Source organism: Enterococcus larvae, from assembly GCF_017830045.1.
Lineage (GTDB): Bacteria > Bacillota > Bacilli > Lactobacillales > Enterococcaceae > Enterococcus_L > Enterococcus_L larvae.
In genome coordinates, this window is sequence record NZ_JAEDXU010000009.1 from 177830 (window position 1) to 191129 (window position 13300).

Annotated in this window: 10 protein-coding genes, 1 pseudogene and 1 other annotated feature; of the genes and pseudogenes, 9 read left to right on the forward strand and 2 right to left on the reverse strand. The window is 40.3% G+C overall.

Annotation, left to right across the window (positions count from 1 at the left end; translation table 11 throughout):
- The first annotated feature begins 2 nt into the window (after nucleotides 1-2).
- The 4 genes from I6N96_RS16035 (at nucleotide 3) to I6N96_RS16050 (ending at nucleotide 5781) form a co-directional block, all read left to right on the forward strand.
- The gene (locus I6N96_RS16035) at nucleotides 3-935 is read left to right on the forward strand and encodes a 3-oxoacyl-[acyl-carrier-protein] synthase III C-terminal domain-containing protein (protein ID WP_209558579.1); all 933 of its coding nucleotides are present in this window, start codon (nucleotides 3-5) and stop codon (nucleotides 933-935) included.
- 183 nt (nucleotides 936-1118) lie between these two features.
- Nucleotides 1119-1327: a binding site (T-box leader), on the forward strand.
- A 120-nt stretch (nucleotides 1328-1447) separates the two neighbouring features.
- Nucleotides 1448-2746 carry a histidine--tRNA ligase gene (gene hisS / locus I6N96_RS16040; RefSeq protein ID WP_209558580.1) on the forward strand — a complete coding sequence of 433 codons (1299 nt, stop codon included), beginning with the start codon at nucleotides 1448-1450 and terminating at the stop codon, nucleotides 2744-2746.
- Nucleotides 2747-2946: 200 nt separating this feature from the next.
- Nucleotides 2947-4716, forward strand: a complete 1770-nt coding sequence (gene aspS, locus I6N96_RS16045; RefSeq protein ID WP_209558581.1) for an aspartate--tRNA ligase — start codon at nucleotides 2947-2949, stop codon at nucleotides 4714-4716.
- Nucleotides 4717-4905: 189 nt separating this feature from the next.
- Nucleotides 4906-5781 (forward strand): YitT family protein, encoded by an 876-nt coding sequence (locus tag I6N96_RS16050; protein ID WP_209558582.1) that lies wholly within the window; start codon nucleotides 4906-4908, stop codon nucleotides 5779-5781.
- An 84-nt stretch (nucleotides 5782-5865) separates the two neighbouring features.
- Here I6N96_RS16050 and I6N96_RS16055 read toward each other — a convergent pair whose 3' ends face one another.
- Nucleotides 5866-6387 carry a hypothetical protein gene (locus I6N96_RS16055; protein WP_209558583.1) on the reverse strand — a complete coding sequence of 174 codons (522 nt, stop codon included), beginning with the start codon at nucleotides 6385-6387 and terminating at the stop codon, nucleotides 5866-5868.
- A gap of 382 nt (nucleotides 6388-6769) precedes the next feature.
- On the opposite strand from I6N96_RS16055, the gene I6N96_RS16060 reads away from it, so the two are divergent.
- From I6N96_RS16060 to eno, 5 genes are all read left to right on the forward strand, one after another.
- Nucleotides 6770-7807: a sugar-binding transcriptional regulator gene (locus I6N96_RS16060; RefSeq protein ID WP_209558584.1), complete on the forward strand. Its 1038-nt coding sequence runs from the start codon at nucleotides 6770-6772 to the stop codon at nucleotides 7805-7807.
- 38 nt (nucleotides 7808-7845) lie between these two features.
- Nucleotides 7846-8847, forward strand: coding sequence for a type I glyceraldehyde-3-phosphate dehydrogenase (gap, locus tag I6N96_RS16065; protein WP_202060897.1), 1002 nt, complete (start codon nucleotides 7846-7848; stop codon nucleotides 8845-8847).
- A gap of 394 nt (nucleotides 8848-9241) precedes the next feature.
- Nucleotides 9242-10435, forward strand: coding sequence for a phosphoglycerate kinase (locus tag I6N96_RS16070; RefSeq protein WP_209558585.1), 1194 nt, complete (start codon nucleotides 9242-9244; stop codon nucleotides 10433-10435).
- A 454-nt stretch (nucleotides 10436-10889) separates the two neighbouring features.
- Nucleotides 10890-11645 (forward strand): triose-phosphate isomerase, encoded by a 756-nt coding sequence (tpiA, locus tag I6N96_RS16075; protein ID WP_209558586.1) that lies wholly within the window; start codon nucleotides 10890-10892, stop codon nucleotides 11643-11645.
- Nucleotides 11646-11792: 147 nt separating this feature from the next.
- Nucleotides 11793-13091 (forward strand): phosphopyruvate hydratase, encoded by a 1299-nt coding sequence (gene eno / locus I6N96_RS16080; RefSeq protein WP_209558587.1) that lies wholly within the window; start codon nucleotides 11793-11795, stop codon nucleotides 13089-13091.
- Here the strand turns inward: eno and I6N96_RS16085 are convergent.
- A pseudogene (locus I6N96_RS16085) lies at nucleotides 13092-13300 on the reverse strand (IS5/IS1182 family transposase); the annotation flags it as partial.

The window sequence follows — 13300 nt, forward strand, 5'->3', positions numbered from 1 at the left end:
AAATGAATCATGTGAAAATAACCGGATACGGGACTGCTTTACCTAAAAATACAGTAACGTTCGATGATCAGACGAGATACCGTGTTGTTTCTGGAGAGACACAAATAAGCTTAGCTGTTGAAGCCTGTGAAGCGGCATTGAAGCAAGGGAGCTGGTCGATTGCAGACATTGATTGTATCGTATCTGCCAGTGCGGTTTCAGTTCAGCCGATTCCTTGCACAGCGGCTTTGATCCATGAGCAGATTGCACGTGGAACAGATATTCCGGCTGTGGATATCAATACAACCTGTACTAGCTTTGTTACAGCATTGGATACTTTTTCTTTTCTGATCGAAGCCAGACGATATACACGTGTTCTGATCGTTTCAAGTGAAGTGGGGTCATTGGGACTGAATCCGAATCAGAAAGAGAGCTTTGAATTATTTAGTGACGGCGCAGCGGCGATTATTTTGGAGCGTAGTGAAAACCCTGAGCAAGGGATCATTTGCGGTATGCAACGCACATGGTCAGAGGGAGCACATCAGACAGAAATTCGTGGTGGACTAACGGCCTATCCGCCAAGTAATTATAAGGAAGAAACGAAGGAAGAGTACATGTTCGATATGAAGGGCAGAGAAATCCTGTCACTTGTAATAAAGAAGCTGCCAAAGATGATGGCAGATTTTTATACGGAAAGTGGATTGTCTGCTGAAATGATCAATAAAGTCGTTCCGCATCAAGCCAGTCGTGCAATGCCATTGCTGATGAAAAAAATTGGGTTCTCAGAGGAACAATACGTTAATAGCATCAAAGAATATGGCAACATGGTTTCGGCTTCTATTCCTTTTATTTTGTGTAAAGCACTGGCTGCAAATGAGATAAAAGAAAAGGATGTCATTCTCTTTATCGGTACTGCAGCCGGTCTCACTACGAATATTCTTGCTATGCGAATCTAAGTGTTTCACTATTTTTCATGAAAAATAGAGCCTCCATATGCTTATTTTCAAGGAGAGGTGACGTCCTTTTTTTAGTTGATCTTTACAGATACATTGGGTATTCAATTAGAAAGGAAAATGTTCGGAAATCGCTGAAATTCTACTTGACTTTCATGAAAATCTCTAGTAGTTTATATATAATATTGAAAATCAATGAAGGAACGAGTAAATTTCTTGTTTGTGTCAAAAGAGAGAGATGCCTTGGCTGAAAGCAGCTCCACAAAAGAAATCGAAAGACATTCCTGAGATGAGTGGAAGAAAAGCCATTCCGTTACGAGCGTTAATCGTTGAGATGAAAGAGCAATCTTTCAAATTAGGTGGTACCGCGTATGAATGCTTCATTCGCCCTTGTAGACAATACAAGGGCGAATTTTTTTATTTTTCAGGAGACAAACGAAGCTTTTACTTAACACACAGCATGAACCTAAATGTTCGCACTTTGCGACGAATCAAGAGAGATGGAGGAAAATCAGATGAATTACCACAAGCCCAAAGGCACATATGATCTACTGCCGGGAACAACCGAAAAATGGCAGTTTGTCGAAGAAACAGCACGTCTGCTTTTCAGAGACTACCAATATCAGGAAATGCGTACACCGATTTTTGAACATTATGAAGTGATTGCTCGAAGCGTAGGAGATACGACTGATATCGTTTCTAAAGAAATGTATGACTTTTATGATAAAGCAGATCGACATGTCACGCTGCGCCCGGAAGGAACAGCACCTGTTGTTCGAGCCTTTGTAGAGAATAAACTATTTGGTCCGGAATATGCAAAGCCATATAAAACATTTTATATGGGTCCAATGTTCCGTTATGAACAACCACAAGCTGGTCGTCAACGTCAGTTCCACCAAATCGGTGTGGAAGCGTTCGGCAGCAATAATCCCGCAGTAGACGTGGAAAGTATGGCGATGGCGATGGACTTCTTCAAACAGCTGGGAATCAATGAAATCAAGCTGGTTGTCAACTCTTTAGGTGATAGAGAAAGCCGTGCTGCTTACCGTCAAGCGCTGATCGAGTATCTTGAGCCTAAATCAGAGGAAATGAGTGAGGACTCGAAACGTCGTCTTCATGAAAACCCGCTTCGTGTGTTAGATAGTAAGGATCGTCGCGATAAAGCAATTGTTGCGGGAGCACCATCAATCTTGGATTTTCTGAATGAATCATCGAAGGAGCATTTTGATACAGTCTTACAAATGCTTGAAGAGTTGGAGATCCCTTATGTGATCGATCAAAATATGGTTCGTGGGCTAGATTACTACACGCACACGATTTTTGAAATCATGAGTGAATCGAAAAAAATGGGCGCTCAGTCAACGATTTGTGCTGGTGGTCGTTACGATGGTCTCGTAGAAGAGCTTGGCGGACCTGAAACACCCGGCTTTGGTTTCGCAATGGGCATCGAACGAATCTTACTGACGATGGAAGCAGAGGAAATCATTATTCCGGAAATCAATGAAGTGGATGCCTATGTTGTCGGTATCGGTGTAGATACGAACCTTGTTTCGTTGAAGCTGGTTCAAGCAATCAGAAACTTTGGCTTCTCAGCAGATCGTGATTTTATGCACCGCAAGCCTAAAGCGCAGTTTAAAACAGCTTCCAAGCTGAATGCAAAGCTAGTGCTGACTATCGGTGAAAGTGAAATTGTTGAGGGGATCGTCAATGTGAAAAATATGGCGAACCGCGAAGAAAAAGCATTTAAGCTAGATGATATCTATGAACGCTTCAGTGAAGTCTACGATGAAATGACAACAATCATGTTTGATTGATAACGTATTGGTAGAGAAGCTAAGGTGAAAAACCAAAAAGTTTGAAAATGGGCGTTGTCTCGAAGGAATTACCACGAGACAAAAGTAGTATCAAAAAATGAATGGTATTCAATAAGAAGAGGGAGCTATTATCCTTTTATCAAGAAATCTAGGAATAATGGACATCGGACCTCGAAAAAGAAAGAAAGGGAGTTTAAATTATGGCAGAACGTACAATATATTGCGGCGAAGTAACAAAAGAATATGCAGGCAAGGAGGTTGTCCTTAAGGGATGGGTGCAAAAGCGTCGTGACCTTGGAGGAGTAATCTTTATTGACCTTAGAGATAGAGAAGGAATTGTTCAGGTTGTATTCAATCCGGAGCATTCCAAAGAAGCATGGGAAATTGCAGATAAATGTCGTAGTGAATATGTGATTGAAATTTCCGGTGAGGTTGTTTATCGTGATGCAGAAGCAATCAATCCTAAAATGCCTACTGGTGAGTTTGAAGTAATGGCATCTGATATTACGATTTTGAACAAAGCAAAAACACCTCCATTTATCATTGAAGATGATAATAATGTGAGTGATGATATTCGTATGAAATACCGTTATCTTGATCTTCGTCGTCCGGCGATGACAGAGAATTTCAAGCTGCGTCATCAAGTAACAAAATCGATTCGTCACTATCTTGACGATCAAGCATTCATGGATGTGGAAACACCATATCTTGGGAAATCATCTCCGGAAGGTGCGAGAGATTATTTGGTACCATCTCGTGTCCATGCAGGGCATTTTTATGCTTTACCTCAGTCACCGCAAATCTTTAAGCAATTATTGATGGGTGCTGGTTTTGATCGTTATTATCAAATCGTTCGTTGTTTCCGAGATGAGGACCTCCGTGGAGATCGTCAGCCGGAATTTACACAGGTAGATATTGAAACAACTTTCCTGACTGCTGAAGAAATTCAGACAATGACAGAAGAAATGCTGGCTAAAGTAATGAAAGAGGCAAAAGGAATCGATCTTCCGATGCCTTTCCCACGTATCAGCTATGATGAAGCAATGGCTCGCTACGGAAGTGACAAGCCTGACACACGCTTTGATATGGAATTGATTGATATTGCGCCAGTGGTAAAAGATGTGGAATTTAAAGTATTCCAAATGGCGCTGCAAAGCGGTGGGCAGGTCAAAGCACTGAATGCAAAAGGTGCAGCAGCTAAATACTCACGTAAAGATATGGATAACTTAGGTCAGTATGTTAGCCAGTTTGGTGCAAAGGGCTTGGCTTGGCTGAAGGTGGAAGAGGATGGATTGAAAGGTCCTATCGCCAAATTCCTGACAGATGTGACAGATGATTTGATTGAGGCAACTAATGCAGAAGTCGGTGACCTGTTGATGTTTGGTGCTGATACACCAGGAATTGTTGCAGCTTCATTAGGAGCAATTCGTTCACGTATGGGTAAAGAACTGGGATTGATCGATGAATCGAAATTCAACTTCCTATGGGTTGTGGACTGGCCGTTGTTTGAGTATGATGAAGAAGCGAATCGCTATGTTTCTGCTCACCATCCATTCACATTACCAAGAGAAGAGCATATCGAAATGCTCTCAACAACACCGGAAAAAGTCTATGCTCAAGCATATGATGTTGTATTGAACGGTTACGAGCTGGGTGGCGGATCATTACGTATCTACCAACGCGAGCTGCAGGAAAAAATGTTTGAAACATTAGGCTTGGATGCAGAGCTTGTTCAGGATCAATTTGGCTACTTGCTGGATGCCTTGTCTTACGGCTTTCCGCCGCATGGAGGCATTGCACTAGGGCTGGATCGTCTGGTTATGCTGCTTGCGGGTGAAGAAAACATTCGTGAAGTGATTGCTTTCCCTAAAAACGGAAAAGCGACTGACCCAATGAACAACGCACCTAGTACTGTTTCGCCATTACAGCTGTTTGAACTAAACCTTGACGTAACAGCTATAGAAGAATAAAACAGACAGTGAAGCAGTTGAGGGGATAATCTCAGCTGTTTCACTTTTTTCTTCTGTACGGGGTTATATAGAAATTCGTGCTTTTATTTTTATGTAAGACTTTCATCTGGACTCTGGAAAAAGTCAATGAAGTAGTGTAGTATACAATAGCATATAATGAAAAGCTCGAAGAGAAAGGTACTAGCTTATATGAAAAAAGCAATCGAAGGTATTCCTGTCAATGACTATACAACCAAACTATCTGTTTCCATTGTTTATGCAATTTTAGCGTCAATCGCCATGAACTTTTTTTATCAACCGGGGAATATCTATTCCAGCGGTATTACAGGGCTAGCTCAAATACTTACAACACTTTCAACAAGAACCATGGGCTTTAATGTTCCCGTATCTGTTACATTGTTTGTATTGAATGTGCCTTTGTTCTTCTTGGCATGGCGTAAGATCGGGAAAAAATTCACGATATTTACTTTTATTACGGTGGCACTAACCTCAGTATTCATGCAAATCGTACCTGAAACAACGCTATCTGATGATCCAATCATCTGTGCTATTTTTGGCGGCGGTGTGATGGGTGCAGGTATTGGTTTTGCGTTGAAGAATGGACTATCATCCGGTGGTCTGGATATCTTTAGTATCACGATTCGTAAAAAAACAGGTCGGTCCGTAGGCTCGATCTCCATCTACTTTAATATAATGATCATCTTTGTTGCAGGCTATCTTTTTGGCTGGCAGTATATGTTCTATAGTGCTCTATCAATTTTTGTCAGTGGTAAGGTCACAGATGCTGTTTATACAAAGCAAAAGAAGATGCAGGTAATGATCATTACGAAGAATCCGGAAGCTGTGATTGATGAGATCCAGAAAAAAATGCGTCGAGGCATTACAATCATTCATGAAGCAGAAGGTGCCTATAACCATGATAAACAAACGGTGTTGATCACGATCGTAACGCGTTTTGAACTTCCTTCATTAGAAGCTGTAATGAAGAAAGTCGATCCTGCTGCTTTTGTCAGTATTTCGGATAATGTAAAAATTCTTGGGCGTTTTTATGAAGAAGAGCTTTGAGAAAGATAAGAAGGAAGAAAACCATAACGGTTCTCTTCCTTCTTATTGATTTATAAAACAATCAACTATTCTCGCTTGCACTGCTCAACATATCATCGGAGTCGATATCATTTTCATTAGTGGAAGATATCCTTCCGCTTGCGGGACCACTATTTCCTTCTCAGAAGCTTCTATCTGGTTGGCCAGAGTGATCATCGTTATCATTTTATTGGCCTTTGTTGTTATCAAACTTTGCCAGGTGTTGACCTCTTCGAGCCTAAGATGTGATTGATTTGAATGTTCAGTTGAAATCATTGCACCTCCGACTAAACTGATTGTGAAAAAGATTGCGCTGGTAATTATCGTCTGACAAGTCAGTTTTTTCTTGAGGTTATAAAGATTTCCAAATGTGGGGTGTTTACTTTGCAAATTCTCAGTGGTATCTGTTGCTAGCTGATCAAATGCTGCTTCTGTTTTGTTTTCATCAGAAGAGTGGTTTTCTGCTGCTATTTCCTTGCTATTATTCTCAATAGTTTCAGACTGCTTAGTTGGATTTATTGGATGAATCTTGCATCGTTTCTTCCGTTGTTTCTTGTTTGTTTTCTTTAGGCTCATGTTCTTTTTCAATAAGTTATTCACCGCTATTACTATGTATGATCCATAGTATAAAATGAATATATGAAAGTAGTTGTAATAATATATGACTGAAAGAAGAAATGGTGAGGCTTTTCTGTAAAAAAACAGAGAATTTTCGGAAATATATAGAAAACTCAGTATATTAGCTGGCATTTAAGAACAAGAACTGTGATAAGACAAGTTTTTAATTTTCGTTCATAAAAAATGAGCGCTTTTCCTTGAAAAGAACTATGAAAACTGCTAGAATATCCTTGTGAGGTTAAAAAGTCTTTTTAACTGAAAACACAGTCTGAAAGGCTTCATTATTTTTTTACCATTCATAGGTCGTTTTTAGTCATACTTGGACGAAATGTGACCCACGGAGGAGTCAATCATGCTGGAAGAATTGAAAATGATCGAAGCAGTTGCTCCGGATATGCTTGATGTGATGCAGGAAAGATATCATATTTTACGAAATATCTATTGGATGCAGCCCATTGGCAGAAGAAGTCTCTCGGAAACGATGGGATTGACAGAGCGAGTATTGCGAACTGAAACCGACATGCTCAAACAACTTCAGCTGATTAAAACATCAAAAAGCGGTATGACTCTGACTGAAAAAGGTTTAGAAGTCTATCAGGGACTTGAAAAAATGATGAATCTACTTTTCGGTATTCAAAAGATTGAAATCGAGATTGCTCAATTGTTTGGGATTCAGCGATGTATCGTTGTTTCAGGAAACAGTGACAATCAACGAAAAATCTTAGATGAATTCGGAGAGGTGTTAACTCATTCGTTGGATATGCTTTTACCCGATGAGGACAATATCATTGCTGTCATGGGCGGTACTACTATGGCTCAAGCAGCAGAGCATATGGGAATTCTCGAGTCGGAAAAACGGCATAATCTTTTCGTACCGGCTAGAGGCGGTATTGGTGAAGCGTTGACGGTTCAAGCCAATTCAGTAAGTGCTGTAATGGCACATAACACCGGCGGACAACATCGAGCGTTATACATTCCTGAACAGCTGAGTAAAGAAACGTATGATTCTTTACTGCAGGAACCTTCCATACAGGAAGTTCTGGAATTGATCAGTCATTCCAATGCTGTTGTTCACAGTATCGGACGCGCGCTGCACATGGCTGCACGCAGGAAAATGTCTGATGAAGAGATGATCATGCTGAAGCAAAAGAACGCAGTAGCAGAATCATTCGGCTATTTTTTCAATGAGCAAGGAGAAGTCGTATACAAAGTACCGCGAATTGGACTGCAACTGAAAGATTTGCAGAATATCCCATGTGTCATAGCATTGGCTGGCGGGAAGACAAAAGCAAAAGCCATTCGTGCTTATATGAAAAATGCACCGGAACAAACGTGGCTCATCACAGATGAAGCCGCAGCAAATGAGATTTTAAAAGGGGTAACCCTTTAAAATAAAAATTTTTGATTTTCATAAGGAGGAAATCTTTAATGACAGTTAAAGTAGGTATTAATGGATTTGGACGTATCGGACGCTTAGCATTCCGTCGTATCCAAGATGTAGCAGGAATCGAAGTAGTGGCAATCAATGACTTGACAGACTCAAAAATGTTGGCTCATTTGCTGAAATATGATACAACTCAAGGACGTTTCAACGGAACAGTTGAAGTTCACGAAGGATCTTTCAACGTAAACGGTAAAGAAGTTAAAGTTCTTGCTAACCGTAACCCTGAAGAATTACCATGGGGCGACCTAGGCGTAGACATCGTTCTTGAATGTACTGGTTTCTTTACTTCAAAAGAAAAAGCTGAATTACACTTAAAAGCTGGTGCTAAACGCGTTGTTATCTCTGCACCTGGTGGTAACGATGTACCAACAGTTGTTTACAACACTAACCATGATATCTTAACTGGTAAAGAAACAGTTATCTCTGGTGCTTCTTGTACTACTAACTGTTTAGCTCCTATGGCTAAAGCTTTACAAGATAACTTTGGTGTTGTTGAAGGTCTTATGACTACAATCCACGCTTACACAGGTGACCAAATGACTCTTGACGGACCACACCCTGGTGGAGACTTCCGCCGTGCCCGTGCTGCTGCTGAAAACATCGTTCCTAACACAACTGGTGCTGCTAAAGCAATCGGTTTGGTTATTCCAGAATTGAACGGTAAATTAGACGGAGCTGCACAACGTGTTCCTGTAGCAACTGGTTCATTAACTGAATTAGTTTCTATTCTTGACAAAAAAGTAACTGTTGAAGAAGTAAATGCAGTTATGGAAAAAGCAGCGAACGAATCTTATGGTTACAACACTGACCAAATCGTTTCTTCAGATATCGTAGGAATGACTTTCGGTTCATTATTCGATGCTACTCAAACTAAAGTTATGACTGTTGGCGACAAACAATTGGTTAAAACAGTTGCTTGGTATGACAACGAAATGTCTTACACTGCACAATTAGTACGTACTTTAGAGTACTTTGCTAACCTATAATTAGACTGTGACAAACGCACTCTGCTCCAAGAAATAAGGAGGAATAGCTAAAAATTGTTCTTCAATTTTAAGATATTTCAGCTTATTTCCGAGTGAGCAGCTTTTGAAACACTGTTTATGAAAAGTTAAAGTATTCTTGTACGCAGGAAATAATAAGCGGGGAAGCGACGCGCTTCCCTGCTTTTCTTTTTATGAAATACCCACAAAGTGGTAGAATAGACAGCGACAGAGAAATTCTTAACGAAGGTTTTCTGCCGCATTCAACTATATAACTCGTGTTAAATTATTCCTTGCGTAAGGAGCGACCATTGATCCTAGTTATGAACACAGGAATAATAGCAGCAGATTATTGATTTAGCAGGATTTATATATTATACAGGAGGGAAATTTACGAATGGCTAAAAAGACAATCAAAGATGTAGATTTAAAAGACAAAAAAGTATTAGTTCGTGTGGACTTCAATGTACCGTTGAAAGATGGTGTCATTACTAATGACAATCGTATCGCTGCGGCTTTACCAACAATCAAATACGTGATCGAAAACGGCGGAAAAGCAATTCTTTTCTCTCATTTAGGTCGTGTAAAAACAGAAGAAGACAAAGCAGGCAAATCATTGAAGCCAGTCGCTGAACGTTTGAGCGAACTGCTTGGCAAACCTGTAACTTTCGTTCCTGAAACTCGTGGCGCTGAATTAGAAGCAGCTGTTAACAACATGAAAGACGGCGACGTTTTAGTGTTTGAAAACACTCGTTTTGAAGATATCGACGGTAAAAAGGAAAGCGGAAATGATGCAGACCTTGGTAAATACTGGGCTTCATTAGGTGACGTATTTGTAAATGATGCATTTGGTACGGCTCACCGTGCACATGCGTCAAACGTAGGAATTGCTTCTACTGGAATCCCAACTGTAGCTGGTTTCCTTATGGAAAAAGAAATCCAATTCATCGGCGAAGCTGTTGAAGCACCAAAACGTCCATTCGTGGCAATCCTTGGTGGTGCAAAAGTTTCAGATAAAATCGGTGTTATCGAAAACCTAATTGCTAAAGCTGACAAAATCTTGATCGGCGGCGGAATGACTTACACATTCTACAAAGCAAAAGGAATCGAAATCGGAAATTCTTTAGTTGAAGAAGATAAAGTAGCTTTAGCAAAAGAATTGATCGAAAAAGCTGGCGATAAACTAGTATTGCCAATCGACTCTGTATGTGCAAATGAATTCAGCAACGATGTTGAAACTGTTGTAACTGACGGAGAAGCTGTTCCAGAAGGATACATGGGCTTGGATATTGGTCCTAAATCTATTGAACTGTTCACAAAAGAATTAGCAGGTGCTAAAACTGTTGTATGGAACGGACCAATGGGTGTATTCGAAATGAGTAACTTCGCTAAAGGTACGATTGGTGTTTGTGAAGCAATCGCTAACCTTGAAGGCGCAACAACAATCATCGGTGGTGGTGACTCAGCAGCAGCGGCAATCCAATTAGGCTTTGCTGATAAATTCACTCACATTTCAACAGGCGGCGGCGCAAGCTTAGAATTGCTGGAAGGTAAAACATTACCAGGATTAGCAGCAATTAACGATAAATAGTAAAAGCGGAATGGATCGGGTTACTTCTGAGTGATAAAGAAGACTGGCAGGATGATGCTTTATATCATCCTAGACAGTTTATCTTATCATCGAAGAAGTAGATTCATGTAGCTGGATAGTGATTAAAGCGGAGCGATTCGGTAATCTCCGAGCAAATTAGGAAATTTATATAAAGACGTTTTGTGTCTTTACTATGAATTTATCTATTTGTCGCAGAGATTGAAGCGAGCAGCTGGATAGTGATAAAAGCGGAATGAGCTCGAACAGCTTTCAAGCAATTTAGGAAAGTATTCAAGAATTTCTCAAATTCTTAGAAGACTTTATCTAATTGCCGAAGAAAGCTAGCTCATATAGCTGGATAGTGATAAAAGCGGAATGGATCGGGTTACTTCCGAGTAATCTGAGAAATCCTCTCAAATTTTAGATACAATATAAAAGAAAAGGACGTGTTCTAATGCGTAAGCCAATTATCGCCGGTAACTGGAAAATGAACAAAACTGCTAAAGAAGCAAAAGACTTTGCTGAAGCAGTAAAAACAAAGATTCCTGCTAATGATAAAGTAGATTCAGTGATTGGTTCTCCTGCACTGTTCTTACAAGAATTAGTTGAATCTGCTAAAGGAACTGAACTAAAAATTTCAGCTCAAAACTGCTACTGGGAAAACAGTGGTGCATTCACTGGGGAAACTTCTCCGGCAGCACTTGCTGACTTAGGTTTAGACTATGTGATCATTGGTCACTCTGAACGTCGTGAGTATTTCCACGAAACAGATGCAGATATCAACAAAAAAGCAAAAGCAATCTTCGCTAACGGAATGATCCCAATCTTCTGTTGTGGTGAATCTTTAGAAACATATGAAGCTGGCAAAACAGCTGAATGGATCGAAGGACAAATCACCGCTGGTTTAGAGGGCTTGACTGATGGACAAGTAAGTAATCTTGTTATTGCTTATGAACCAATCTGGGCTATCGGAACTGGTAAATCTGCTGATGCAACAATCGCTGATGAAATCTGCGGCGTTGTTCGTAAAACAGTTGAAAAATTATACGGTAAAGAAGTATCTGAAAGCGTACGTATCCAATACGGCGGTTCAGTGAAACCTGAAAACATTGCTGAGTACATGGCAAAAGAAAACGTTGATGGTGCATTAGTCGGCGGAGCTAGTCTTGAAGCAGATTCATTCTTAGCATTGCTGGATGCAGTAAAATAATCTAGCCTAATTCTTCTGTAAAGAGGAACAAATTGAATTTATTTCGAAAAGATAGAAGAAATTCATTGCTTCCTTGCGGAAAATTAACTACAATCGTAATTAAGGGAATCCCCTTAGTATAAAAACAACTCAAAGGAGAGACAAAACATGTCAATTATTACTGATGTATATGCTCGCGAAGTCCTTGACTCACGCGGTAACCCAACAATCGAAGTAGAAGTATACACTGAAAGCGGAGCTTTTGGCCGCGGAATGGTTCCTTCAGGAGCTTCAACTGGTGAATACGAAGCGGTTGAATTACGCGACGGCGACAAATCTCGTTACCTAGGTAAAGGGGTTACTAAAGCAGTTGACAACGTAAACAACATCATCGCTGAAGCAATCATTGGTTACGATGTTCGCGACCAAATGGCTATCGACAAAGCTATGATCGAATTAGACGGAACTCCTAACAAAGGTAAATTAGGCGCAAACGCTATTCTTGGTGTTTCTATCGCTGTAGCTCGTGCTGCTGCTGATTACCTTGAAGTACCTTTATACCATTACTTGGGCGGATTCAATACAAAAGTATTGCCAACTCCAATGATGAACATCATCAACGGCGGATCTCATGCTGACAACAGTATTGATTTCCAAGAATTCATGATCATGCCTGTAGGCGCGCCTACATTCAAAGAAGCACTACGTATGGGTGCGGAAGTATTCCACGCTTTAGCTGCTATCTTAAAAGGCAAAGGCTTGGCAACTTCAGTAGGTGACGAAGGTGGCTTCGCTCCTAACTTAGGTTCTAACGAAGAAGGCTTCGAAGTAATCATCGAAGCAATTGAAAAAGCTGGCTATGTACCAGGTAAAGACATCGTTCTTGCTATGGATGCTGCTGCTTCAGAATTCTACGACAAAGAAAAAGGTGTTTACGTTTTAGCTGATTCAGGCGAAGGCGAAAAAACAACTGAAGAAATGATCCAATTCTACACTGACTTGGTTGCTAAATACCCAATCATCTCTATCGAAGATGGTTTGGATGAAAACGACTGGGATGGCTTCAAGAAAATGACTGAAGTTATGGGCGACAAAGTTCAATTAGTTGGTGACGACTTGTTCGTAACAAACACTACTAAATTGGCTGAAGGTATCGAAAAAGGTATCGCTAATTCAATCCTTATCAAAGTTAACCAAATCGGTACTTTAACTGAAACATTTGAAGCTATTGAAATGGCTAAAGAAGCTGGCTACACTGCAGTTGTATCTCACCGTTCAGGTGAAACAGAAGATTCTACAATCTCTGATATCGCTGTTGCAACAAACGCCGGACAAATCAAAACTGGTTCTCTTTCACGTACTGACCGTGTTGCTAAATACAACCAATTACTACGTATCGAAGACCAACTTGGCGATGTAGCTCAATACAAAGGTTTGAAATCTTTCTACAACCTTAAAAACAAATAATCATTTATAAAATGAGTTGAGAGTGGGACAATAGTCTACTCTCAAAAAGAAAACAAGTCTGATTTTGATGATCAATATCAAAATCGGGCTTGTTTTTTCTTCTTTCCGTCTCTTTCTCTCCATGTGCTTCCCTAATTTCCTTAGATTTAGAGCCATCAGTGCCAAACCAACATCAATCTTCGCTCCTTGTTTTCCACGCAAGTGGAAAC

Excerpts from the sequence above, each read along its gene's own strand:
- eno (WP_209558587.1), top strand. The coding sequence starts at position 11,793 with ATGTCAATTATTACTGATGTATATGCTCGCGAAGTCCTTGACTCACGC.
- I6N96_RS16050 (WP_209558582.1), top strand. The coding sequence starts at position 4,906 with ATGAAAAAAGCAATCGAAGGTATTCCTGTCAATGACTATACAACCAAA.
- I6N96_RS16035 (WP_209558579.1), top strand. The coding sequence starts at position 3 with ATGAATCATGTGAAAATAACCGGATACGGGACTGCTTTACCTAAAAAT.
- I6N96_RS16060 (WP_209558584.1), top strand. The coding sequence starts at position 6,770 with ATGCTGGAAGAATTGAAAATGATCGAAGCAGTTGCTCCGGATATGCTT.
- gap (WP_202060897.1), top strand. The coding sequence starts at position 7,846 with ATGACAGTTAAAGTAGGTATTAATGGATTTGGACGTATCGGACGCTTA.
- I6N96_RS16070 (WP_209558585.1), top strand. The coding sequence starts at position 9,242 with ATGGCTAAAAAGACAATCAAAGATGTAGATTTAAAAGACAAAAAAGTA.
- aspS (WP_209558581.1), top strand. The coding sequence starts at position 2,947 with ATGGCAGAACGTACAATATATTGCGGCGAAGTAACAAAAGAATATGCA.
- hisS (WP_209558580.1), top strand. The coding sequence starts at position 1,448 with ATGAATTACCACAAGCCCAAAGGCACATATGATCTACTGCCGGGAACA.
- tpiA (WP_209558586.1), top strand. The coding sequence starts at position 10,890 with ATGCGTAAGCCAATTATCGCCGGTAACTGGAAAATGAACAAAACTGCT.